The organism is Bacillota bacterium LX-D, assembly GCA_031628995.1.
Lineage (GTDB): Bacteria > Bacillota > DUOV01 > DUOV01 > Zhaonellaceae > JAVLUO01.
Window position 1 is genome coordinate 89,234 of the sequence record JAVLUO010000002.1, and the last position, 24,622, is coordinate 113,855.

At 38.5% G+C, this 24,622-nt stretch carries 27 protein-coding genes; 23 read left to right on the forward strand and 4 right to left on the reverse strand.

Features of this window, described 5'->3' with window-relative positions:
• The 9 genes from prmA to RDV78_02890 all read left to right on the forward strand — a co-directional run bounded on the left by prmA (position 1) and on the right by RDV78_02890 (position 7,424).
• Positions 1-939 carry a 50S ribosomal protein L11 methyltransferase gene (prmA, locus tag RDV78_02850; protein ID MDS1029442.1) on the forward strand — a complete coding sequence of 313 codons (939 nt, stop codon included), beginning with the start codon at positions 1-3 and terminating at the stop codon, positions 937-939.
• Positions 940-955: 16 nt separating this feature from the next.
• Positions 956-1,732 carry a 16S rRNA (uracil(1498)-N(3))-methyltransferase gene (locus tag RDV78_02855; GenBank protein MDS1029443.1) on the forward strand — a complete coding sequence of 259 codons (777 nt, stop codon included), beginning with the start codon at positions 956-958 and terminating at the stop codon, positions 1,730-1,732.
• Positions 1,722-3,020 carry a tRNA (N(6)-L-threonylcarbamoyladenosine(37)-C(2))-methylthiotransferase MtaB gene (gene mtaB / locus RDV78_02860; GenBank protein ID MDS1029444.1) on the forward strand — a complete coding sequence of 433 codons (1,299 nt, stop codon included), beginning with the start codon at positions 1,722-1,724 and terminating at the stop codon, positions 3,018-3,020. The genes RDV78_02855 and mtaB overlap by 11 nt, the downstream gene beginning before the upstream one ends.
• 56 nt (positions 3,021-3,076) lie before the next feature.
• Positions 3,077-3,418 (forward strand): histidine triad nucleotide-binding protein, encoded by a 342-nt coding sequence (locus RDV78_02865; protein ID MDS1029445.1) that lies wholly within the window; start codon positions 3,077-3,079, stop codon positions 3,416-3,418.
• 120 nt (positions 3,419-3,538) lie between these two features.
• Positions 3,539-3,715 (forward strand): 30S ribosomal protein S21, encoded by a 177-nt coding sequence (rpsU, locus tag RDV78_02870; protein ID MDS1029446.1) that lies wholly within the window; start codon positions 3,539-3,541, stop codon positions 3,713-3,715.
• Between the two features lie 190 nt (positions 3,716-3,905).
• Positions 3,906-5,237 (forward strand): NfeD family protein, encoded by a 1,332-nt coding sequence (locus RDV78_02875; GenBank protein MDS1029447.1) that lies wholly within the window; start codon positions 3,906-3,908, stop codon positions 5,235-5,237.
• 23 nt (positions 5,238-5,260) lie between these two features.
• The gene (gene floA, locus RDV78_02880; GenBank protein MDS1029448.1) at positions 5,261-6,256 is read left to right on the forward strand and encodes a flotillin-like protein FloA; all 996 of its coding nucleotides are present in this window, start codon (positions 5,261-5,263) and stop codon (positions 6,254-6,256) included.
• Between the two features lie 15 nt (positions 6,257-6,271).
• On the forward strand, positions 6,272-6,811 hold the full coding sequence (locus RDV78_02885) for a hypothetical protein (GenBank protein MDS1029449.1): 540 nt from the start codon (positions 6,272-6,274) through the stop codon (positions 6,809-6,811).
• Positions 6,777-7,424: a thiamine diphosphokinase gene (locus RDV78_02890; GenBank protein ID MDS1029450.1), complete on the forward strand. Its 648-nt coding sequence runs from the start codon at positions 6,777-6,779 to the stop codon at positions 7,422-7,424. The genes RDV78_02885 and RDV78_02890 overlap by 35 nt, the downstream gene beginning before the upstream one ends.
• Before the next feature lie 119 nt (positions 7,425-7,543).
• Here the strand turns inward: RDV78_02890 and RDV78_02895 are convergent, their stop codons facing one another.
• From RDV78_02895 to cooS, 3 genes are read right to left on the reverse strand one after another with little or no spacing between them, the layout of a single operon-like run.
• Positions 7,544-8,797, reverse strand: a complete 1,254-nt coding sequence (locus tag RDV78_02895) for an FAD-dependent oxidoreductase (protein MDS1029451.1) — start codon at positions 8,795-8,797, stop codon at positions 7,544-7,546.
• 39 nt (positions 8,798-8,836) lie between these two features.
• Positions 8,837-9,277, reverse strand: coding sequence for a 4Fe-4S dicluster domain-containing protein (locus RDV78_02900; protein MDS1029452.1), 441 nt, complete (start codon positions 9,275-9,277; stop codon positions 8,837-8,839).
• Positions 9,278-9,289: 12 nt separating this feature from the next.
• Entirely contained in the window at positions 9,290-11,161 is a 1,872-nt protein-coding gene (cooS, locus tag RDV78_02905) for an anaerobic carbon-monoxide dehydrogenase catalytic subunit (GenBank protein ID MDS1029453.1), read from the reverse strand.
• A 375-nt stretch (positions 11,162-11,536) separates the two neighbouring features.
• On the opposite strand from cooS, the gene yqfC reads away from it, so the two are divergent.
• The 13 genes from yqfC (at position 11,537) to glyS (ending at position 23,263) form a co-directional block, all read left to right on the forward strand.
• Positions 11,537-11,836 carry a sporulation protein YqfC gene (yqfC, locus tag RDV78_02910; protein MDS1029454.1) on the forward strand — a complete coding sequence of 100 codons (300 nt, stop codon included), beginning with the start codon at positions 11,537-11,539 and terminating at the stop codon, positions 11,834-11,836.
• A 12-nt stretch (positions 11,837-11,848) separates the two neighbouring features.
• A complete protein-coding gene (gene yqfD / locus RDV78_02915; GenBank protein MDS1029455.1) occupies positions 11,849-13,078 on the forward strand; it encodes a sporulation protein YqfD in 1,230 nt (409 codons plus the stop codon).
• Positions 13,079-13,146: 68 nt separating this feature from the next.
• Positions 13,147-14,112, forward strand: a complete 966-nt coding sequence (locus RDV78_02920; protein ID MDS1029456.1) for a PhoH family protein — start codon at positions 13,147-13,149, stop codon at positions 14,110-14,112.
• 25 nt (positions 14,113-14,137) lie between these two features.
• The gene (locus RDV78_02925; protein MDS1029457.1) at positions 14,138-16,300 is read left to right on the forward strand and encodes an HDIG domain-containing protein; all 2,163 of its coding nucleotides are present in this window, start codon (positions 14,138-14,140) and stop codon (positions 16,298-16,300) included.
• Positions 16,278-16,748, forward strand: coding sequence for an rRNA maturation RNase YbeY (ybeY, locus tag RDV78_02930; protein ID MDS1029458.1), 471 nt, complete (start codon positions 16,278-16,280; stop codon positions 16,746-16,748). The genes RDV78_02925 and ybeY overlap by 23 nt, the downstream gene beginning before the upstream one ends.
• A gap of 1 nt (position 16,749) precedes the next feature.
• Positions 16,750-17,127, forward strand: coding sequence for a diacylglycerol kinase family protein (locus tag RDV78_02935; protein ID MDS1029459.1), 378 nt, complete (start codon positions 16,750-16,752; stop codon positions 17,125-17,127).
• A gap of 52 nt (positions 17,128-17,179) precedes the next feature.
• On the forward strand, positions 17,180-17,578 hold the full coding sequence (locus RDV78_02940; GenBank protein ID MDS1029460.1) for a cytidine deaminase: 399 nt from the start codon (positions 17,180-17,182) through the stop codon (positions 17,576-17,578).
• A 27-nt stretch (positions 17,579-17,605) separates the two neighbouring features.
• On the forward strand, positions 17,606-18,508 hold the full coding sequence (era, locus tag RDV78_02945) for a GTPase Era (GenBank protein ID MDS1029461.1): 903 nt from the start codon (positions 17,606-17,608) through the stop codon (positions 18,506-18,508).
• A gap of 136 nt (positions 18,509-18,644) precedes the next feature.
• On the forward strand, positions 18,645-18,779 hold the full coding sequence (locus tag RDV78_02950; GenBank protein MDS1029462.1) for a YqzL family protein: 135 nt from the start codon (positions 18,645-18,647) through the stop codon (positions 18,777-18,779).
• Positions 18,780-18,781: 2 nt separating this feature from the next.
• Positions 18,782-19,528 (forward strand): DNA repair protein RecO, encoded by a 747-nt coding sequence (gene recO, locus RDV78_02955; protein ID MDS1029463.1) that lies wholly within the window; start codon positions 18,782-18,784, stop codon positions 19,526-19,528.
• Between the two features lie 63 nt (positions 19,529-19,591).
• The gene (locus tag RDV78_02960; protein ID MDS1029464.1) at positions 19,592-20,005 is read left to right on the forward strand and encodes a DUF4342 domain-containing protein; all 414 of its coding nucleotides are present in this window, start codon (positions 19,592-19,594) and stop codon (positions 20,003-20,005) included.
• 262 nt (positions 20,006-20,267) lie between these two features.
• Complete coding sequence (gene glyQ, locus RDV78_02965; GenBank protein ID MDS1029465.1) at positions 20,268-21,188, forward strand: glycine--tRNA ligase subunit alpha; 921 nt, start codon at positions 20,268-20,270, stop codon at positions 21,186-21,188.
• 2 nt (positions 21,189-21,190) lie between these two features.
• A complete protein-coding gene (gene glyS, locus RDV78_02970; GenBank protein MDS1029466.1) occupies positions 21,191-23,263 on the forward strand; it encodes a glycine--tRNA ligase subunit beta in 2,073 nt (690 codons plus the stop codon).
• A 166-nt stretch (positions 23,264-23,429) separates the two neighbouring features.
• Here glyS and RDV78_02975 read toward each other — a convergent pair whose 3' ends face one another.
• Positions 23,430-23,651: a hypothetical protein gene (locus tag RDV78_02975; protein MDS1029467.1), complete on the reverse strand. Its 222-nt coding sequence runs from the start codon at positions 23,649-23,651 to the stop codon at positions 23,430-23,432.
• A gap of 245 nt (positions 23,652-23,896) precedes the next feature.
• Between RDV78_02975 and RDV78_02980 the strand changes: the two genes are divergently transcribed.
• Positions 23,897-24,514 carry a helix-turn-helix transcriptional regulator gene (locus tag RDV78_02980; GenBank protein ID MDS1029468.1) on the forward strand — a complete coding sequence of 206 codons (618 nt, stop codon included), beginning with the start codon at positions 23,897-23,899 and terminating at the stop codon, positions 24,512-24,514.
• Positions 24,515-24,622: the final 108 nt, after the last annotated feature.

Sequence of the window (24,622 nt, forward strand, 5' to 3'; positions counted from 1 at the left end):
ATGAGTAAATGGCAGGAAATATCTGTAACCACTACAGAGGAAGCGGCTGAGGCCGTAAGTAATTTATTTTACGAAATTGGAGCATCGGGAGTTGTCATCCAAGATCCTAAAGTTTTAGCCAGGTATTTGGCTGAGGCTAATTGGGATGCATATGAACTACCAGTAGAATTGATCGAAGCGGAAAATGTGGTGATTAAAGGCTATCTTCCTATTGATGATTTGCTGCCTGGACGTTTAAATCAGTTTCGAAACCAATTGGAAACTTTGCAGGAACATTTTACCCAATACTTAGCCGAAGTTTCTTTGGCTGAAATTGCCGAAGAAGATTGGGCTAATTCCTGGAAAACATATTACAAGCCAGAAAAAATAGGCAATAGGATTGTAATTGTCCCCAGTTGGGAAAACTATTCAGCTGATGAGGAAGATTTAATTGTTAAGCTGGATCCAGGTATGGCCTTTGGTACAGGCAATCATCCTACTACGGCACTCTGTATTAAGTTCTTGGAGAAATATTTACAGCCTGGGGCAAGTGTAATAGATGTAGGCACTGGTTCAGGGGTATTATCTATCGTAGCTGCTAAACTGGGAGCTGGAAAAGTAGTGGCTGTAGATGCAGATACCTTAGCGGTTCAGGTTGCCCAACAAAACGTCCTGGAAAATAAAGTAGAACAACAAGTTGAAACTAAATATAGCGATTTGCTGGCGGGAGTAGAAGAACAAGCCGATTTCATCGTTGCTAATATTATTGCAGATGTGATTATTTTATTAACTCCCCAGGCAAAGTCCAAATTAAAAAAAGGCGGCTTCTTTTTAGTATCAGGGATTATCCTGGACCGCTGGCCTGATGTCCATGAGGTTTTAACTAAATCCGGTTTTCAGGTTATAGAACGTCGTCAGGAGAATGACTGGGTTACAGCACTGGCGCAAAAAATGAGGTAATGAAAGGGGCACTGCCTTGGCTCACCGTTTTTTTGTATCACCTGAGCAGGTACATGGACAATTTATTACAGTTTTAGGAGAAGATGTCCAACATATTAGTAAAGTACTTCGACTTAAAACAGGCGCTGAAGTAGTAATTGCCGATGGAACAGGCTCTGAATATTTTGGTGAAATCGCTCAACTAGATAAAAATAAGGTTCTTGTTGCTATCCACCGCCAGGAAACAGCTTCTGGGGCCGAACCTCTCCTGGAAGTAACATTGTTGCAAGGCATTCCTAAAGGGGATAAAATGGAATTTATTATACAGAAATGTACTGAATTAGGCATTTCCAGAATTGTACCTGTGGAGACAACTAGAACAGTTGTACAGCTGACAGAGGAAAAAGCTTACAAGAAGCAGGAACGATGGCAAAAAATTGCCATGGAAGCCGCTAAACAATGCCAACGTACTTCAATCCCCATCATTGAACCTGTACAGAGTCTGGACAAGGCACTACAGGCGTTAAATGGACAAATACTGATAGTTCCTTGGGAAGAGGAGAAAGAAGTTGGTTTAAAAAGCCTTTTACAGCAGCTTAAGAATCAAGAGCAAAAGACTAAACAAAAGATAGCTTTTCTAATCGGCCCTGAAGGGGGTCTCGATGGAAGTGAAATAACCCTAGCCCAAAAATTTGATGCTAGGACAGTTACTTTAGGATCTAGAATTTTACGGACAGAAACAGCCGGACTGGCAGTTTTGGTAATGGCAATGTACGAAATGAATGAACTAGGAGTTGCAGGGAATGACCACTAAAAGAGTTGCTCTCCATACTTTAGGCTGTAAAGTCAATCAATACGAAGCAGATGCATTTTTAAATATTTTTCTGCAAAATGGTTACGAAGCTGTAGATTTTGCTGACCAGGCTGATGTTTATCTTATACATACTTGTACAGTAACTCATTTAGGGGATCGGAAGTCCCGACAGCTAATCCGTCGGGCTGTTAAAAATAACCCAGATGCTTTGATTGTTGTTTCCGGCTGTTATGCGCAAGTTGCACCTGAAGAAGTTGCCAAAATACCTGGTGTGGATTTAATCGTAGGTACCCAGGATCGAGGAAAAATCCTGGAGCTCCTTGAGGAGGCTAAGAGGAAAAAGGAACCAATTAATGCGGTAAGGGATATTATGCATACCCATGATTTTGAAGAACTTTCACGGCAGCACACAGGCAAAGAACGTGCTTTTTTAAAGATAGAAGAAGGCTGTCAGCAATTTTGTTCATATTGTATAATTCCTTTTGCCCGGGGTCCAGTGCGCAGTCGGGAACCTCAGCGTACTATTCAGGAAGTTCAACAGCTAGTAAGTCAAGGATATAAAGAAATTGTTTTGACTGGTATTCATACTGGAGCTTACGGACAAGACTTAGGTTCCCCCTATAATTTAAACTGGTTAATTATTGAGCTAAGTAAAACACCAGGTTTAAAAAGGTTAAGGTTAAGTTCCTTAGACCCTAATGAATTTACAGAGGATTTTATTGAAACATTGGCTGCAAACCCTATTATTTGTCCTCATCTCCATATTTCTTTGCAAAGCGGTGATGATGATGTTTTGCGCCGTATGAATAGAAGATATACTACAACTGCTTTTGCCAAACTAGTGTTCAAATTGCGCCAAAAAATTGCTGATTTAGCATTAACAACAGATATTATGGTTGGTTTTCCAGGGGAAACTGCCAAACAGCATGAGAACTCTTTACATTTTGTTGAAGAGATGGGTTTCGCAGCTCTGCATGTTTTTAAATACTCTCCCCGGCAGGGTACTAAGGCAGCCCAATTTCCAGACCGGATTAGTCCGGAAATCAAAGAAAAAAGAAGCCAAGAAATGCTTTGTTTAGGTGAAAAATTAGCTGTTCAGTTTAAACAAAAATATTTAGGCAGGAAAATGGAGATTTTAGTTGAAACAAAACATAAGAGACTTTGGGAGGGGCATACCACCAATTATCTAAAATTAAAATTTCCTTCCGATGAAGAGCTGCGCGGTGAATTGGTGCAGGTTTCTTTAGAGCAAATATGTAGCGATTATATTCTTGGCAAGCTAGTTTAAAACTAAGCTATTTACTTGGAAAAATTGTTTAACTATTAAGGGTGGGAGGTGAAAAAATGAGCGACTGTATTTTTTGTAAAATAATTAATAAAGAAATCCCAGGGGAAATAGTATACGAAGATGAACTTGTGTTAGCTTTTCGTGATATTAAGCCCTTGGCACCTATCCACATCTTAATAATTCCTAAGAAACATATTCCTGATTTAACTTCTTTGGAAAGCCAAGATAAAGAATTAATTGGACATATTCATTTGGTGGCTAAAAAGTTAGCCCGGCAAGAAGGCATTGCTGAAAAAGGTTTCCGCCTAGTTAATAATTGTAAACAGGATGGCGGACAGGTTGTTTATCATTTACACTTCCATTTATTAGGCGGACGTCAACTAACTACATTAGGTTAAAAAGTTGACTTTACTTATTCAAATATAGTATAATTTAATGTGTGTTTTTGCGTTTTTCCTATCATTCTCAGCGCAAGCATTTGGTTGCATGGTTGGTAGTGGAGGGAGGGAGATTAGGCTTTGAGCGAAATTAAAGTTGGGAAAAATGAATCTCTAGATGCTGCTTTACGCCGATTCAAAAGATCGTGCCAAAAAGCAGGAGTTTTATCTGAAGTAAGAAAAAGAGAGCATTATGAAAAACCTAGCGTAAAAAGGAAGAAAAAATCAGAAGCAGCTAGGAAGCGTAAGTGGAGTTAAACCTCTATACCTTCCTCTCTACTTGTGGTTGGGTTAAATGAATAACTATTTACGTCCCTGAGTCTGGTATAATCTTATTTATACCAGACTTTTTAGTATTACCCCATTCAAAGGGACATAAAATATAAACAAATATGTTCGGTATATAGGTAAGCTGGGAATAATTATTAAATAAGAAAGGTCGGTTAATTTGAAAAAATATTTTGCTGTTGCATTACTCTTATTAACTGTAGCTGCTTTTTCATGCTCCTTTGCCTTGCCTCAAGCTTCAGCTGCAGGAAATAAGGTCTATGTAGTAAAAGTCCAGGGGGCTATTGAAGGAGCTTTAGCAAAGCATATTGCTAAGGCTTATAAAGAGGCAGCTGCTAATAATGCCCAAAGGGTCTTGCTAGAAATCGATACCTTAGGAGGCCAGGTTAATGCGGCCATTGAAATTAAAGATACAATTGAACAATCTCCTGTAGAAACAATTTCTTTTGTTACAGGAAGAGCTATTTCAGCAGGTGCTTTAATTGCCTTAGCTGCACCAGAATTGGTAATGGCACCGGGAACAACTATGGGAGCTGCTGAGCCAAGGGTAGGAGAGGAAAAAGCCGACGAGAAATTTGTTTCTTTTTGGTCAGGTGAGCTTGCGGCAGCAGCGGAAAAAAACGGCCGTAATCCCCAAATAGCAAGGAGTATGGCTGATGCTGATATAGAAATACCCGGCTTAGTGCAAAAAGGGAAATTACTTACCTTAACTGATGCCCAGGCACAAAAATGGGGAATGACTAATGCTACCCTTGCAACGAGAAACGATGTTCTCGCCAAATATAACCTGCAGGATGCTGAGATAATTGAATATACCCAGAGCGCCGGGGAAAAGTTAGCTCGCTTTCTTAGCAGCCCTTATGTTAGCCCTTTGCTTTTGACTATTGGGATAGCTGGGCTAATTGTAGAAGTCTTTACAATAGGATTTGGTATAGCAGGGGGAGTAGGGTTAGCTGCTTTAAGCCTATATTTTGGAGCAAGTATTATTGCCGGTTTAACTGGCTGGGAGACTATTTTAATATTTTTAGTAGGATTGATTTTAATGCTTGTTGAGGTCTTACTGATTCCAGGCCACGGATTTGCCGGGGTTCTAGGTTTCGTAGCTGTCCTGATTAGTATTTTCCAAGCTGCTCCTTCCCTGGAACAAGCTAGTGTTTCCATAGTAATCGCACTTATTGGTACAATACTTATTGCAATTTTAAGTTTTAAGTATTTACCTACCAGAAATGTCTGGAAAAAACTGATGTTAGAGACTCATCAGGATAAAACTGCTGGCTATGTAAATATTAAAAGTTCCTTAGAAGAATTAATAGGACAACAAGGTGTAGCCATAACTCCTTTAAGGCCTGCAGGCTCGGCTCTTTTTGGTGAACGTCGAGTTGATGTGGTGACAGAAGGAGATTTTATAGCCCCTAAAAGTACTGTAAAAGTCCTTAAGGTGGAAGGTACGAAGGTTGTTGTGGCCAAGGTTGATGCAGTAACTAAAGACTAAAAAAATTTTATGGAGGTGCGTAAATGTCAGGTTTGTTTGGTAGTTTAATTTTTGTAATCTTAATTGTAATTGCTGTCCTGATTGTTTTAAGCTTCATACCTGTAGGATTGTGGATTTCAGCTTTAGCTGCTGGAGTTAAAGTTGGGATTATAACACTAATCGGAATGAGGTTAAGAAGAGTGCCGCCGGCTAAAATTGTTAACCCATGGATTAAGGCTGATAAGGCAGGTATTAAAGTCACTGGGAATCAGTTGGAGGCTCACTATCTTGCTGGAGGTAATGTTGACAGAGTAGTTGATGCTCTAATTGCCGCCGAAAGAGCAGATATTCCTTTACCCTTTGAAAGGGCAGCCGCAATTGACTTAGCAGGCCGTAACGTCTTAGATGCGGTGCAAATGAGTGTTAATCCTAGAGTAATTGAAACTCCTACTGTTGCTGCTGTAGCTAAAAATGGTATTGAAGTTAGGGTTAAAGCTAGAGTAACTGTACGGGCCAACATTGACCGTCTAGTAGGGGGAGCAGGGGAAAATACGATTATTGCCAGAGTAGGTGAAGGTATTGTTACCACAGTAGGTTCCTCAGAAAGTCATAAAGAAGTTTTGGAAAACCCAGACCTTATTTCTCAAACTGTTTTAAGTAAGGGACTTGACGCTGGAACAGCTTTTGAAATACTCTCCATCGATATTGCAGATATAGATGTAGGTAGAAATATTGGTGCTCAGTTGCAGACTGATCAGGCTGAGGCAGATAAACGTATTGCCCAGGCTAAGGCAGAGGAACGCCGTGCTATGGCAGTTGCTAAGGAACAGGAAATGAAGGCTTCGGTTCAGGAAATGAGAGCTAAAGTAGTAGAAGCTGAAGCAGAAGTGCCTAAAGCCCTGGCTAAGGCCCTAAGCGAAGGTAAACTTGGAGTAATGGATTATTATAACTTGCAAAATGTTTTAGCTGATACCCAGATGCGCGATGCCATTGCTAAACTAAATCCCGATGCTAATGTTACTCAGAACGACAAAAAATAACCGGGGGAATATCAAGTGGATATTTTAGGTGTTTTGGGCTTTATTATTTATATAGTTTTTAAAGCCTGGGAAGAATCAGCGAAAAAAAAGAAGCGCCAGGAAGAAGATTTTGATTTTGATTGGGAAGATGTAGAGCCTGAAAAACCACGGCCTCTTCAGGTGGAAACAGGGGAAGAAGGCATGGCCTTTGAAAGTGAAGGCTATGCTGTGGAAGGTAATAGCAGTATGGCATACACGCCTATGGATTCAGAAGAAGGATTAGCTGCAGGTGAGGAAGGTATACAGGAAGGCACCGAGGGAATTGCCTCAGAAGGAATGACCTCAGAAGGGATTACAACAGAACAAATTACAACAGAAGGAACCACTACAGAAGTAATTTCCCCAGAAGGCTTTAAAGAAACGAACACAGATAATCTTCAGCGGAAAACAGGACTCCCCTTTACTCAAGATGAAGTTGTTAGAGGCTTTGTTTGGGCTGAAATCTTACAACCGCCGAAAGCAAAAAGAGTTGGTGAGGGACATGAAAAAATGCGCTATTGTTACCGGAGGAACTAAACCCCAGGGTAGATTGCCTCTAAAGTACTTGGAAGAAGCTGACTTTATTATTTGTGCCGATCAAGGTGCAGAATATGCTTATGAACTGGGTTATACGCCTAATTTAATCCTTGGTGACTTCGATTCTGTCTCTCAAGAAATACTGGAAAAGTATCAAAGCCTGGGAGTGGAAATTGCCCAGTTCCCTGTAGATAAGGACTATACGGATACTGAATTGGCTTTAGAAAAAGCCATAGCCCAAAACCCTCGGGAAATATATCTTTTAGCTGCCACCGGAGACCGCTTAGATCATACTTTTGCTACAGTCCTGGCGCTGGTGCCTTATGCCGCTCTTAAGATACAGCTAAAAATTATTGAGGATAATTTTGCAGCTTGGCTTTGTACAGGACAGTCAGTAGTGCAAGGAAAGCCGGGTGATACAGTCTCTTTAATTCCTCTAAAGAGCCATGTCCAGGGTGTTACAGTAGAAGGATTTAAATACCCTTTACATAATGAAACATTGTACTTTGGCAGCTCTCGCGGGGTAAGCAATATTTTAACTGCTCCAAAAGGCAAAATTGTTTTTCCTCAAGGGTTACTGTTGGTAATTCATTATTTCGAAAATGTAAATTAAAGTAATAAAACACCGTGACTAATTGAAATGTTAGTTTACGGTGTTTTATTAGATTTATAACCGGAGCAAAATTCATGGCAGTTTGCGACTCAGTAAGAATGTAAATTATTTAGAAAATGCTAGTATCTATATAAGCCATTTTCTTGTTGATTAAAAAAATTAGCGTAGCTAATACTAAAAAGACGCTCTGGAGGTAATGAGTTAATAGAGATTTTTTCTGCAATTAATTTACCATAAATACCTGCTCCGCTGATATCTCCTTGGAAAATAGCTCCGAATAAAATACCATCTTTAATAATAAGTTTCTTATAGCTGCCCCGTTCAAACTGAATATGAGTCGTATAATTTTCATTGGGGGCTTCGGTAAAACCATATGAAATGGTGGAAAGTCCAAAAAGATTCATTGAATTTTTATAGGCAAAATTAATAGTACGTTGTTTATTGCCGCCAGCCATATTGGTACCGGCAATTCGTCCCTGTTCGATTGCTAAAGGCCAAATTGGTGTGGGCGTTATTTTAGCAGTAAAAGACTCTGTTGATGCACAGACATCTCCGGCTGCATATATATTTGGTATTGAGGTTTCTTGTTTTTCATTAACGATAATACCTCGATTAATTTTAATGGGTACATGGTCTAAAAATTGAATATTTGGAGTTATACCTGTCGCAACAATGATTAAATCTGCTGGCAATATAACTCCGCTTTTTAATTCAACATGGGTTACATTTTGTTTTTCATCCAGATGTATTTTTGTAACTATTTCATTGGTGTAGATATTGATTTGATGTTCATTCAGCAGCCTTTCATAATTTCCAGCTGCGGTTTGGTCTAACTGTAAGGGTAAAATATGTGAGGCATTTTCGACCAGGGTTACTTTTAATCCTAAATCATTTAAGGCTAAAGCTGCTTCAACGCCAACTAAACCAGCGCCAATAATAACAGCTTTTTTCATGTCATGTGCATAATCAACGATTTGCAAAGCATCATCTATATTACGAAGTCCACAAATTTGACGTCCTTTTTGTAAATTATCAATTGGAGGAAAAAAAGAACTGGCTCCAGTAGCAATTAACAGTCGGTCAAAGGTAATTTTTTGACCGTTATTTGTTTCAACAACATGGGCGTCTGTATTAATATGAGTTACTCCAGTATCATCAATCCATTTCACACGATATTTTTCGAAAAAATTAGCTGGAATAAAGCAGCTTTCTTTCAGGGTACGTTCCCCTGTAATGATTTCAGGCAATTGACAGCGAGAGTATATTTGTTTATCTTTTGAAATCATAATTATGCTGTTTTTTGGATCTAATTCTCGAATTGCCGAAACTGCGCTGATTCCCGCAGCACTTGATCCAATAATGACATATTGCATTTTAATACCTCCTCATTTACGGATTATAACGAATATGTGTTAAATTGTCCGAAGAGTAATGGCACCTGTAGGACAACTGCTAACGCAGCGAGGTGTTCCTCTCTCTGCACAAAAATCGCATTTAGCGGCAGTATCCTCATAGACCCCAGAAGTGTGCATCATACCGTAAGGACAGGACATGATACACATCCAACAGCCGGCACATTTATCACGATTATGTTCAACGACGCCTGTTTCGGGATTCTTAGTGAGTGCCCCTGCCATGCAGGCTGTAACACAAGCAGGATCATCGCAGTGCTGACAGAATATAGGCGTTGGTTGACCGGAATTATCTAAAGCAACCCTATTATTAGGCTTATTAGAAGGATCACTTAAATTAACTAGCCATAAGGATCTATGAGTAGTATGCTCAGCCATACAAGCCGCTTCACAATTTTTACAGCCGGCACAGAGGCTCTTGTTAATAAAAATTCTCTGCATCTTGGACCCTCCTTAAATATTTAATCCGGCACGTTTGGCCATAATGATCGCTTCTAATTCATTAACGGTATCTTCTACGTTGCCATTGACAATAACTTTACCGCCAGTTAAACCTTCGATGTCTTTTGTTAAAATATTGGTAACTAATTCACTGCCTGTTATAAAAGGAGGAATGGCTAGATGAAGAGGCAGCCCTAAAGCTAACCCAAAGGAACCATCGGCCAATGCTTGCTCTTCTAACCATTGGGGCGCTGAAAGAACGAGTGGAAGTTCCGGCAAATCAACACCTAGCTCTCCGGCAATATCGGCGGCTGTTTCTTCTAAGCGGCCAATAGCAAGACAAGGTCCGAAGTTTAAAACGGGAGGTATTTCTAATTGCCGACAGATAGCTTTTAGACTTTCTCCGGCCAATTCAGCCGCACTGGGAGACATTAAACCTACATTTTCTAAAGCGCCGCTGGTACAGCCGGCAGATAAGACAATAATATTTCGCTTAATAAGTTCTTTGGTCATTTCAACTGTAAAAACATCATGGCCTTTGGCGGTCAGATTGGAACAACCGACTACTCCAGCAATTCCTTTAATTTTTCCAGCAATAATCAGATCAATTAACGGTTTATAAGAACCGCCTAAAAATTCTTTCAGTGTTTTTTGACTAACACCTGTAACTACATCATCATAGCCATGTTCAGGAATATCTACCTTAACTGAAGGACGTTGCTTTTTGTAACGTTCAACAGCAGTTTCGATAACTTTCTGAATAATGGTATCTTTTTCAGCCAGTGAAAAAGCAATATATTCTGCATTTTGTTTTTTAGCCACATCATCCAGACAAATTTGAGGAACCCCATAAGCATCGCAGACCGGCTCAATTCCTGGAAGCGTGCAGTTAAATTCAGAAACAACTAAATCAACCGCACCCGTTGCGATTAAAATTTCAGATGTAAAGTTATTGCCTGTCTGACCAGCAAATATTTGTTGGCAGTGAGCACCTCTAAGCTGCATGTCCTGACCCACGCAGGTCGAACCAACTAGTTTAAAGCCCTTAGCCCCAGCTTTTTCAGCAATATTGATTGCTTCAGAAGTTGATAGTCCATCCTGCAAAATGCCCACGAGAGCTTGTTGATGCCCGGTCACCATTACATTAATATATTCAGGGTCCAATACCCCAAAACCGACTTTAGCCAAACGAATTCTAGGTTCGCCCCAAATGATGTCATTTAGATGGTTAGTTAAACCTAAGCCGTAAATACCAGTTGTAATCCCTAGTCGCAAAGCATGTAAAAGCATATCCATGGGATCACTGTTTAAATTGGTGCTGGTTTTGACGAGAGCGTCGAAAACTTCTGCTTTTGCGCCGCCTGGCAGGATGTTTAATTCTGTCCATTTCTTATAACGTGGTGTGTAAGCAAGCTTTTCTACCAGTTCCATCTTTTCGTGACGGGGACGGTAAAGATCTTGTATAACTTGATTTGCTAAAGCAACAGCTTTTTCTCCCACATTATTTCCTGGAAGATCTAATTTGCTGCTTAGCTCTTCCAATAATCTAGTTCCTTTTAAGGATATATCTGATTGACCTAATCCAATTGCTTTTAAATTAGCAGCAGTGTTCTCAACAACATGGAGATAGCAAGCCGCACCAGCTGCAACTGCGCGGAGAAAATTACGAGCTACAATGGTATCGGCAGTGGCACCGCAAACGCCTTTTGGTGTTGTCGGAGTGATTCGACATGGACCATTGGCACACAAACGACAACAAATCCCTTGCATGCCAAAAGCACACTTCACTTCTTGATCAGGAACGCGATTAAATGAAGATTCTAAATCTTTTTTACTTAATATAAATTTCTCCAGCACTTTATCAGCAGAAACACAAATTGACATTAAAATTCCTCCCCAACCATTTTTAATTTAAATGTATACTCCAAAGGTATACATTAACTCTAAAAAAATCAGTTTAATGTTTACCCGTTAGGTATACTTACAATTTTATATTATTCTTCCTTTTAACTTTTTGTCAAGGGAAAATTCTATTTTTTTAAAGATTTGCGGCAATTTCTTCAAAGCTAGCTGCTGCTGGGGTAGAAGCGGCACTGCTTCTGCAGCAGGCTGTTGTGATTTGTGAGCGCTATATAGTGCGGGAGAAAGAAGTACTGCTACAGGATCTGCAGATATTTATCTTTATTTAGCTAAAGTTTTTTGAGGCTGGTCTAAATTCTTAACTCCTAGGCATAAATTAGTTTAAAGGGGTGAGAGTTAATGCAGTGGTCTAAAAATTTTTTAGCATCCAAAAGGAAAAAAATTCAGAATCAATTTGTAGACTTTTTAGAATTACCGCAAGATGCTTTACTTGATTTACCTAAAATTACTATAACCGGGGACAAATATCTTTGCCTAGAAAACCATCGGGGTATTATTGAATATAATTCAGAAAAAATTAGGGTAAGTGTTTTAGGAAGTCAGTTGGAGATTAGTGGTAAAGAACTAATTTTAAAAAATATAAAGACAGATGAGATAGCTGTGGAAGGGCAAATTGAAGGGCTTCTTTTTTTGAGGTAGGGGGACAAATAAATGAATTTAAAAAGCGTTTGGTCCTTTTTTTTAGGGTATTGTCAAATACGGGTTCAAGGTGTGCAAAAAGAAAAATTAATCAATTTAGCCATAACAAATGGAATTATGCTATGGGACATTGTGGAGGAAAGCAAAACAAAATTCAGATGCAAGGTTTTCATAGACCATATTAAACCTTTAAGACACATTGCCCGCAGTGCAAAATGCCGTTTTAGAATAATCCAACGCAGAGGATTTCCCTTTCTTTTGCGCCGAATAGAGCAGCGTAAAGGAATGGTAGTTGGGGCAATTACTTTTGCTATAATATTATATTGGCTGTCATCTTATGTATGGTTTTTAGAAGTGGATTCGGCAAAACCGTTAAAACATTTAACACGAGAAAAAGTTATCTCACAAGCTGCTAAAGTGGGCCTCAAAATAGGTTCCGCAAAAGGAGACCTTAACTTAAATAAGCTGGAAAAAGAATTAGTTGGTTTGTTGCCGGAAGCATCTTTTATCAGTATTAATTTACATGGAACCTTAGCAAAAATTCAAGTTGTGGAAAAACAAGTAGTAGAAAAAACAGATAATGAGCCGGCCAATATTATTGCTAACAAAGATGGAATCATTGAAGAGATTTTAGTACTGCAAGGTGATCCCCAAGTGAAAGAGGGAGATACAGTCCAAAAAGGGCAAATCCTGATTTCCAGCCTTGTACCGGGTATGATGCTGGATCCGGAAACTGGAGAAATTAAACCAGATTATGAAAATTGCACATATGTCCAGGCAAAGGGTATTGTCCGAGCCAGAGTCTGGTACGAAGATGCAGTAGAAATACCTTTAATTCAGTTTGTTAAAACAGAGACAGGACACAAATCTACTCAAATCTTGCTGAGAATAAATGATCGTGTAATTAAGTTAAAAGGGCCTCAACAAAGCCCTTATAAAGTGTATAAATTGCAAACAAAAACTAAAAATTTATCCTTCTGGAGGGATTCCTCCAAACCTATAGAATTAATTTACAATACTTATCTAGAGCTTTCCAGTTCTCGGAAAGTACTAAGTAAAGATAGGGCTGTGAAAATAGCCGAAAAAAAAGCCTTTAATATCCTTAGTGCAAAGATACCGCAACAAGCAAAAATCCTGGATAGGAAAAATATTGTTGAGGAGGTCCAGCAGCAGAAAATTAAGGTTAGAGTAAATATAGAAACATTAGAAGATATAGGTATGGCACAAATTTTACAGCAATAGTATACTTGGTTTGTAAGAGTTAATTATGGTTAAAATAATTATATTTAATTCAGGAGGTTAGCAAAAGTTTGTCCGAATATATAGAAAAGAAAGTAGTAATCGATAATAATGGCGATGCCGTAACTCTATTCGGTAAGCAGGATGAGCATCTTCGTTTAATAGAACAGAATTTTCATACAAAAGTTATAGCTCGGGGAAACGAGATCATGATTGCAGGAACGAAGGAAGAAGTTATTAAGACGGAAAAAGTTTTTACGGAATTAGCCAATTTAATTAAATCAGGAGTAAGCATTGACCAAATGACCGTTAATTATACCCTTAACCAAGTAAAAAAGGATAGTCAGGATATTGATTTAGCACATGAGTTATCAGAAGTTATCTATGTTACACCTAAAGGGAGACAAATAAAGCCAAAGACTATTGGACAGAAAAAATATGTTCAAGCTATGCGCCACAATGACATTGTTTTTGGTATTGGCCCTGCTGGGACGGGTAAAACTTATTTGGCAGTATTAATGGCTGTTTTAGCTCTAAAAAATAAAGATGTCAATAGAATTATCTTAGCCCGTCCGGCTGTGGAGGCAGGGGAAAAACTAGGTTTTTTGCCTGGCGATTTACAGGACAAAGTTAATCCTTATCTTCGTCCTTTGTACGACAGCTTGTATGATCTGCTTGGTTTTGAAACTGCCCAGAAATACATGGAGCGCACCATCATCGAAGTGGCTCCTTTAGCTTATATGCGGGGACGTACTTTAGATGATTCCTATGTTATTTTAGACGAGGCTCAAAATACAACTCCTGAACAGATGAAGATGCTTTTAACTCGCATTGGTTTTGGGTCCAAAGCAGTTATTACAGGGGATATTACCCAGGTGGATTTACCTAACAATGTTTCGGGGCTGGTTGAAGCCCGGAAAGTTTTACGCCACATTGACGGAATTTCCTTTCAGTATTTAACCCAAGCTGACGTGGTGCGGCATCCTTTAGTGCAAAAAATAATTCAAGCTTACGACAGTTACCAGAATCAGGATTAAATTAATCCTGAAAGGAGTTTTTACTTTGAAGGAAATTATTTGGAAGAAAAACTTGGATAAATTATTTTCGGGATTTAAGAATTATAAATTTAGACGGCTTTTATGGCTATTTTTATTCTATTTTGTAGCGACCCTAATCCTAGGGACAAGCCTTTTGCCCCGCAGTTTGGAAGTGGCTGCCAATCAACCTAGCCCTAGAGCTTTTTTTTCTAGGCAGAGCATAGATTATGAGAGTGAAGTTTTAACTGAACAGGCTAGGGATAGAGCAGCCAAAGACGTAGCTCCTGTTCTTAAGGTAGATCAAAGTGCCATTGCGGATATGGAGTATGCAATTCACAACAACTTTGCAAAAATTAGGGAAATAAGATTACTTCAAGGGGTAAATGAAGACCAAAAAGTAATCAAAGTAAAAAATAGTTTGGGTTTTGCCATGACTGATTCCGCTGCCCGCACCCTGTTGGAGACGGACAACAATACATTAAATTATTTAGAAAAACAGGCTATTCAAATTCTTGATAAAATTATGGAGTCTGGGGTTCAGCAAGCTGCCTTGCCCGTAGCTAAGGAAAATATCTCAAAAGAAATTGAACTTTTAGCTATTGATCAGATTTATCAGGATGCCTTAAAAGAAATATATAAGGGTGTTACTTTAAAAGAAACTTTAATCAATGATCCTGTGAGCACAGCCCAAAAACGTGAGGAAGCAAGAGCTCAAGTGGAACCCGTTAGAGTAACCATTAAACAAGGTGAAAAAATTGCAGGCGAAGGTGACATTTTAACACCTGCAAAAATTGAAGCATTGCAACAATTAGGTTTACTCAGAACAAGTACTAGTTTTACCAACTTTTTTGGCGTAGCATTGTTGGTGCTAGTGACTTGTATCTTGATTGTTGTTTTCTTACGCCAGTATTATAAAGACATTTTGCATAGCGAGTCTCATCAGCTGCTGCTGGCGCTGCTGCTGGTACTAGGATTAATTATTATAAAAATTTTATCCAGCTTCAGCGGTACATCAGATGCAATGGCTTTGATTGGCTATCTTGTTCCGGCCAGTGCCATTACAATGTTAATTGCCATCTTACTTGGAACGAAGCTGGCAATTTTTAGTGCATTTATTTTAGGGTTGTACACTGGAGTTTTAAATGGTTACCAATTTCAATTTGTGGTGGCCGTAATTATTGGTGGTATTACAGGTGTCTTTAGTGTTTCCCGCTTAAGCCAGAGGGGAGATTTAATGAAGGCAGCCCTTTATGTAATGCTGGCTAATACCATGACTGCTTTGGCACTGGGAATGATGCTGAATTATAGTTTGTATCGTATGGCTATAGCTATTTCCTTTGCTTTAGCCAATGGCTTATTATCTTCAGTGGCGGCCATAGGCACTTTGCCTTTTTTGGAAACAGTCTTCGACATTACTACATCTGTTAAGCTGCTGGAACTATCTGATGCTAATCAGCCTCTTTTACGAAGACTGCTGTTAGAGGCACCGGGTACTTACCATCACTCGGTATTAGTAGGCAATTTAGCTGAAGGTGCTGCCGATGCCGTAGGTGCCAATTCCATCTTAGCTAGGGTAGGAGCCTATTATCATGATATTGGCAAAATTCGCAGACCTTACTTTTTTATTGAAAATCAAATTAACAGCGAAAATCCCCATGATAAATTGACGCCAACTTTAAGTACTTTAATTATTACTTCCCATATTAAAGATGGCCTGGAATTGGCTAAAGAAAGTAAACTGCCTAAGGTTATTGTTGATATTATTGCCCAGCACCATGGAACTAATTTAATTTCATTTTTCTATAATAAAGCTTTGGAAAACATTGCAGCAGATAATGATAAGTCTGAAACTGTCAATGAAGAAGACTTTAGGTATGAAGGTCCTAAACCCAAAAGCAAAGAAGCGGCCATTGTAATGCTGGCTGATGCTGTGGAAGCTGGTGTCAGGTCCTTAAAAAACCCTACTCCTGGTAGAATGGAAGGCTTTATTCGTAAAGTAATTAAAGACAAATTGGACGATGGCCAGTTGGAAGAATGTGAACTGACTTTTAGGGAGCTAGATACCATTGCTCAATCTTTCCTCTTGGTGCTCAACGGCATCTTCCATTCCAGGATAGAATATCCTGATCAAGTTTTAAAAGAAATGGAAAGAAGGAAAATAAAAGATGCAACTCCTCGTAAGCAATGAACAAGATAAAATAGAATTTAATACCAGTTTGCAAGAAGTCATTACTAAAGCATTAAAAATAGCACTTGATTTTGAAAAACCCCAGGAGGAAGTGGAAATTTCACTGCTCATTGTTGATGATTCTTATATCCAAAAACTAAATAGGCAGTATCGCGGAATTGACGCTCCTACAGATGTACTTTCTTTTGCCTTACAAGAGGAAACGGAAAATGAACCGGATTATGCTGACCCATTCGATGATAATTTGCTGGGTGATATTGTTATCTCCTTAGAAACTGCCCGGCGGCAGTCTTTGGAATACGGCCATAGTTTAGAAAGAGAGGCAGCCTTTTTAGCAGTCCATGGCTGCCTGCATCTTTTAGGTTATGACCATGAGACTGAGGAAGAACGGACAATTATGCGCCAAAAAGAAGAACATATTTTAAATTCGGCTGGTCTTTTTAGGTAAAATGAAACCTTTATCATTTAAAGATAGCTTTAAAAATGCTTTACGGGGCGTTATTTGTGCACTTTCTTCGGAACGAAATCTCCGCATTCATTTTATAGCTTTTGGCAGTGTTATGTTTTTAGGGTGGATTTGTAATCTTAGTGCTTTTGAATTCATTGCCTTAATTATGGCCGGTTCTTTAGTAATCATTACTGAATTAATTAATACAGCTATCGAAAAAACAGTAGATTTATGCGTCCAAGATTATCACCCTTTGGCTAAGGCTGCTAAGGATATAGCTGCCGGTGCAGTGCTGTTGGCTGCTTTAAATGCAGTGCTTATTGGCTGGCTCCTTTTTGCTGGTCATGTGCAGAAAATATTTTTTTGGCTAATTAAATAATTAATTAATGTTTAAACTATATTTAGAAGAATTGAAAAAAAGAGGTGGCTAAATGCTAGGAGAAAATGAGAAGAGGCTTCTATTAAGGGCTGCTTCCGATGTTATGCTCAATGCTTATGCCCCTTATTCAGGAATTAAGGTGGGAGCTGCTTTACTGGCAGAAAACGGCCAAGTTTATACAGGGGTAAACGTGGAAAATTCCAGTTTCGGTTTAACTGTTTGCGCAGAAAGAAATAGTGTCTTTACTGCTGTAGCTCAGGGAGAAAAAAACTTTGTGGGCTTAGCGATTGTTACTGATTCTGCCAAGGTAACAAGCCCTTGTGGAGCTTGCCGCCAAGTTTTACATGAATTTGCTCCAAGCTTACCCATTATATTTCAAAACCCTTTGAGGGTTTGTGAATATACTTTGGAACAGCTTTACCCTGCAGCCTTTAGGTTGGAGAGGGGTTAGTATCATAATTAGATAAAGGGGTGCCAAATGACTCAAAAGTTTCAATCTGGTTTCGTGGCAATTATCGGTAGGCCTAATGCAGGTAAATCTACCCTTTTGAATAATATAATTGGTCAAAAGATAGCTATTATGTCTGATAAACCTCAGACTACAAGAAATAAGATTCAAGGAGTTTATACTTCAGAACATAGTCAAATTGTTTTTTTAGATACACCAGGAATTCACAAACCTAAACACAAGTTAGGCGAATATATGGTTCAAACTGCTTTAAATACCATTCGGGAAGTGGAGGCAGTTTTGTATGTAGTTGATTCTACTTCTCCTTACGGTGGGGGGGAAGAATATATTCTACAGATTTTAGCCCAAAGTAAGACTCCTGTTCTACTAATTCTTAATAAAATCGATTTAATTCCTAAAAATGAAATTTTAACTCTTATTGCGGAATATAGCCAGAGGTTTAACTTCGCCGAAATAATACCTCTTTCTGCCCTGCAAGGGGAAAATGTACAGCATTTATTAGATGTACTTACTTCTTACCTGCCTGAAGGACCAAAGTATTATCCTGAAGACATGGTGACAGATCAACCAGAAAGGTTAGTTATTGCCGAATTAATTCGCGAAAAAATATTTACTTTAACTGAGCAGGAGATACCTCATTCTGTAGCAGTGCAAGTAGAAGTAATTCAGGAAAGGAAAAGGGGCAGTGTTTACATCGGCGCTAGTATTTATGTGGAAAGGGATTCACAAAAGGGGATCATTATTGGCAAAAAAGGACAAATGCTGAAAGAAATAGGACAGTTAGCAAGAGCGGATATTGAAAGCCTTTTGGGCAGCAGAATATTCTTAGAACTTTGGGTAAAGGTAAGGTCGGATTGGCGTACCAAAACAAATTATTTACAAGATTTTGGATATGGTGGTAAAAACTTATAATTTTTGTTGACACAACTCTAAAATACTGCTAGATTTAAATTAAATATGGTCAATTTTCCAAACATTTTATAGGATATGAAGGCTTTATTAGGCTAAACCTAGTACTGTCAATCTAAAAGCAGAAAGGGATAGAACTATGAAGGAAAGTAACATTATGTGGAAAATATTTGCAAATACTGGTTACATTAATGCCTATTTGTTCTATAAAAATCTGCGTCAGGATGAAGTACAAACAAATCAACCAAATGCTAATTATGTTGCGGAAAATTAAAAATGCGTTTATGTCAAGTAGAAGCTTTTGTTTTAAATGCTAAGAATTTTAGAGAAGCAGATAAAATAGTAACGCTTTTTACGAAGGAACAGGGCAAGATTAGCGCTTTAGCTAAAGGAATTAGAAAAATTAAAAGCAAGAATCGAGGAGCATTACAACCTTTTTCTTGCAGTAAAGTAATGCTTTACAAAGGTCAGGAACGCAACATAATTACCCAATGTGAGTTAATAGAAGGCTTCCCAGGTTTGCGTAAAGATTTAGAGCATCTGTCTGCTGCAAGTTATCAAATGGAATTAGTGCAGCTTTTACTTCCGGAAGAGGAAAAAAATCAGCAGGTTTACATACTACTTTCAATAGCATTACAGCTTTTAGTCTATGAAGATTTGGAGCTAGTAACAAGGTTTTTTGAAGTTAAACTACTAAATATTTTAGGATACCAACCTGAGCTTGATGCTTGTGTTTTATGTGGACAACCTATCCAAATGGGAATAAATACATTTTCCGCTGCTGAAGGCGGTCTTTTATGCTCTTCTTGTCAATATAATCAAAGCCAATGTAAAAAGCTCAATGGTTCAACATTAGCTATTTGGAAACAATTACAAAAAATTAATCCTCGCCATTTAAATCGGCTTAAAATAAGCTCTAATGATCGGATTATATTGAAAGAGACTTTGGCAGATTATTTAGAATTTCTGTTGGAGCGAAAACTAAAAGCAGCTGGATTTATGAGTAAACTGAAAAGTATTTAACCGGGAAATGGATGAATAGAAAAGCACTTAAAAGTTAAACCTAATAAAAAGGGGTGAGGATTATTGACAGAACTAGAAAAAATCGATGTCATTAGGGACCGTTTAGGAGTAAGTTTTAAAGAAGCAAAGGAAGCATTAGATCGCTCTGGTGGTGATTTGGTGGAAGCTTTGATTGAGCTAGAGCAAAAAAGCACCAAGTGGGAAGAAAAAATGCAAAATACAAGCGGAGAGCTCTTTAGCCGCATTAAAAGCATTGCGCAAAGAGGCAATGTAACAAAAGTTAAAATTAAAAAAGCTGGAGAAACAGTTTTAGAAATACCCGCTACCATTGGTGCATTAGGTTTAGTAGGTGTATTAACTAGTATGCCTCTAACAATTGCTGCCGGTATAGGTACTGTGGCAGCTGCTATGAACAAATACACTCTGGAGATTGAAAAAAACGACGGCGATACTGAAGAAGAGGATATTGAACTTTAACATTGACAAATTAATTTAAGGCTGTTATTGTAAAGGGTAAATATTTATAAACAGCAATGATGGAAGGAGTAATTTCCTGCATTTTTTAGAGAGCCGGTGGGTGGTGCAAATCGGTAAAATGCAGAAATGAAGGGCAGCCAGAGCTTTAAATAAAGAGTGGCCTTACGAGGCAATCAGGGTGGAACCGCGGGATAACTTCTCGTCCCTGTAGCAAATAGCTGCAAGGAGAGAAGTTTTTTATATTTTTGCAAGGAGGTCTATTATGAATTTTCAAGAATTAATCATTACTTTAAATCAGTATTGGTCTAACCAAGGCTGCATTATTTTACAACCTTATGATATGGAAAAAGGGGCAGGCACCATGAATCCTGCTACTTTTTTACGGGCCTTAGGACCAGAACCATGGAATGTAGCTTACGTTGAGCCTTCCCGCCGCCCAACTGATGGGCGGTATGGGGAAAACCCTAATCGTTTACAGCATTATTATCAATATCAAGTTATTCTAAAACCATCGCCAGATAACGTTCAAGAACTGTATTTAGGGAGCTTAGAGGCTATGGGTATCGATCCCCTAAAGCATGATATCCGCTTTGTTGAGGATAACTGGGAATCTCCAACCCTGGGAGCATGGGGCCTTGGCTGGGAGGTTTGGTTAGACGGAATGGAAGTTACCCAATTTACATATTTCCAACAATGCGGCGGCATTGACTGCTATCCTGTTTGTGCTGAAATCACCTACGGAATAGAACGTTTAGCAACTTTTATTCAAAAGGTTGACAGTGTTTTTGAAATTAATTGGGTAGGGGACTTATCTTACGGAGATGTACATCATCAAAATGAGGTAGATTACTCTCATTACAATTTTGAAGTAGCAGATACGGAAATGCTGCTTAAAGCTTTCGACATGTATGAAAAAGAAGCGGAAAGGGTAATTGAAGCAGGTTTGGTGCAGCCTGCCTATGATTACGCATTGAAATGCTCCCATACTTTTAACTTGTTAGATGCTCGTGGAGCCATAAGTGTAACAGAAAGGACAAGTTATATCGGAAGGGTGAGAAATTTAGCTAGACTGTGTGCTCAAGGTTATGTGGCGCAAAGGGAAAAGTTGGGATACCCGCTGCTGAAAGATGAAGAACTTCGCCGGAGGCTGGGCGTAGATAATCCAGGATCAAAGGGGGAATAAGCATGCCTGCTTTATTATTTGAAATAGGTACGGAAGAAATTCCGGCCAGGTTTATGCAAAGAAGCATCAACCAGTTTCAGGAATTAGCTGAGAAAATTTTTACTGAAAAGAGAATAGCCTATAAAGGTTTAAAAACATATGGTACTCCTCGAAGAATTGCCTTATACATTGAAGATTTGGCCGGCCGCCAAGAGGATTTAACGAAAGAAGTAAAAGGACCTGCCAAAAAAGTTGCTTTTGATGCCGATGGTAATCCTACAAAAGCTATTCTTGGCTTTGCCAAAGGACAAGGGGTAGCCGTTGAGGATTTGGAAGTTAAAAGTCTAGGTTCAGGAGAATACATGTGTGCCATTGTAAAAGAAACTGGCAAAATGACCAAGGACATTTTAGCTGAGGTTTTGCATAGTCTCTTAACTGGTCTTAATTTCCCTAAACCAATGCGCTGGGGTTACGAAGAAATGCGTTTTGCCAGACCAATTCGTTGGCTGGTTGCTCTTTACGGTTCAGAAGTAGTTGATTTTCAAGCTGCAGGAGTAAAAGCAGGCAGGGAAACTAGAGGACATCGTTTCTTAAGCCAAAAGCCAGTTATTTTAGACCATCCACAAGAATATTTGGCAAAACTGGAAACTGCCTATGTAATTGTTGATCAAAATAGAAGGCACAAGGAAATATGGGCTCAAATTCAAGCAATAGCTGAAAGGGTAGGTGGCAGTGTTAAGACTGATGAAGAGCTGCTGGAAGAGGTAACCTACTTGGTGGAATATCCTACGGCTCTTTGCGGTTCCTTCCCGGAGAAATATCTAAAATTGCCGGAAGAAGTTTTAATTACGCCTATGAAAGAACATCAGAGGTATTTCCCGGTTTACTCAAGTGAGAATAAATTACTTCCTAAATTTATCACAGTTCGCAACGGTGGACAGGATTATCTAGATAATGTTGCGTCAGGCAATGAAAAAGTTTTAGTGGCTCGTTTGGCAGATGCGGAATTTTTCTATCAAGAAGATCAAAAAGTATCATTAAAACAAAAGACCGAAGCTTTGCAGAATATTATCTTTCAAGAGGCACTAGGAACTGTCTATGAAAAAGTGCAAAGGATTCAAATGCTATCTAAATCTATAGCACAATTTTTAAATTTAGATGAACAAAAAACAGCTTTAGTAGAAGAAGCTGCCTTAATTTGTAAAGCTGACTTAGTTACTAATATGGTTTACGAATTTCCTGAATTACAGGGTATAATGGGTGGTTATTACGCGCGTTTGGAAAATTACCCTGAAGAAGTGGCACGAGGCATTAGAGAACATTACCAGCCTAGGTTTTCTGGAGATGAAGTTCCAAAAAGTACATCAGGAATTGTGCTGAGCATAGCAGACAAAATTGATACAATTGTAGGCTGCTTCGGTATTGGACTAATACCCAGCGGCTCTCAAGATCCTTACGCTTTGAGACGCCAAGCTTTAGGGATTTGCCATATCCTAATTGACCATCGTTTAAGTCTATCTTTACGGGAGCTAATTCTTCAAACCCGCAGCTTTTATGGTGCTGTTCTAGGAGCTATGGATGAAGAAAAAATTAACCTGATTTTAAATTTCTTCCGCCAAAGAATTCAAAATATCTTGGAAGACCAGGGCATTCGTTATGATATTGTAGATGCTGTTTTAGCTATAGATTTTGACAATTGTGCTGATGCAGCTAACAGAGCTGAGGCATTACAGGAATTTGGCGAGGAACCGGAATTTGCCGCTTTAGCAACTGCTTTTGCCAGGGCAGCAAATTTAACTAAAGGTTATGCAAAAATTCAAGTCCAGGCAGATGATTTTGTCGATGATGTTGAACAGAAGCTTTATAATTCCGTTCTTGCAGCGGATGCAAAAATTCGAAAAGAATTGGATCAAGCTAATTATGCTCAAGCTCTAAAAATCATTAGCACTTTACGCCAGCCTGTAGATGATTTCTTTAGCCAGGTAATGGTTATGGTTGATGATGAAAAAATAAAATTAAACCGGCTAGGGTTATTGCAAATGGTTACGGATTTAACCTACCGTATTGCAGATCTTTCAAAATTGGTTATAAAATAGATTATTAAATGGGTAATTAAAGCCAAATATCCCATGTCAATGCCTTGCCGGAGTGTGGCTTTTTAAGGCGGGCATTTTGCCCGCCATTTTTTTAATTTGCCCGGCATGTTTGCTGAGCCGATGGCTGAAAGAAGCCCTATCGGCTTTACCTTACTCGATTTTTTTATTAATCATCAGCACATGGTTTACATGGCGTTTTAATAATTACAACTTGGAAAGGAAGCTTTTTCTCAAGAAAGAATTTTTCCCGACCTAAACGAAAAATTTTTTCTACATCAATAAATCCAGTTAATACAGCAACGCAAGCATCCTCTATTACTAGTTGATCAACTTTACTAACTATTTCAATTTCATTACCCTCAAAACCATTTTCTTTTGAATCTAACAATTATTTTCCCTCCTCAAATTTTATTTAAAGGAGCTCCTTTAATAATATTTTATGGTGTTATTTGCATTTTGTTATAATATATGGAAACTAATGATCAAAGAATGTGTTATACTTTTATACCTTTTAGTAAATTAGTATGCTAAAATAATCCCTAACATAACAAATAATTGCCTATAAACTTTAAAATGTTAGTGCTAATATGTAATAAAAAGGGGGGTGGTATTATCCAACTGACACAAAGACAGATGCGGATAGTAGAAATTGTAAAGGCTCAAGGTCCTGTAACTGGCGAAGAAATCGCTGGTAAGCTCAATTTAACCAGAGCAACATTAAGGCCCGACTTAGCAATTTTAACTATGTCAGGAATTTTGGATGCCCGCCCTAGGGTAGGCTATTACTATAGTGGTAAATCCACCAAGAATTTAGTCTCTGAAGAGTTAAAATCAGTGTTAGTTAAGGATATTAAATCTATTCCAATTGTCATTAAAAGCGATGCTACAGTGTATGATGCTATTGTTACTTTGTTTATTAAGGATGTTGGGTCATTATTTATCGTGGGGGAACAAGGAAATTTAGAAGGAGTTGTCTCCCGAAAAGACCTTTTGCGCTATTCCTTAGGCCAAGGGGACCAGCATAAAACGCCTGTAAGCATTGTAATGACTAGAATGCCCAATATAGTTATGGTAGATCCAGACGAAACTGTCTATGAAGCTGCCAAAAAAATCATTGAACATAAAGTTGATGCTTTACCAGTAGTTAGAAGGGTCGAGGATCAGGGAGAGCAAGAGAAACTAGAAGTAATTGGAAGATTAACTAAAACAAATATTACTAGTCTTTTTGTTGAGCTAAGCGAAGGTATTTGAAATACTTATTAAAAATAGGGAATATATTTAACAAGATAATAATATTTTAATTAAGTCAGACTTTTGAAGTTTGATTTAGTTAGGGGGGATACATATTACCAAAGCATC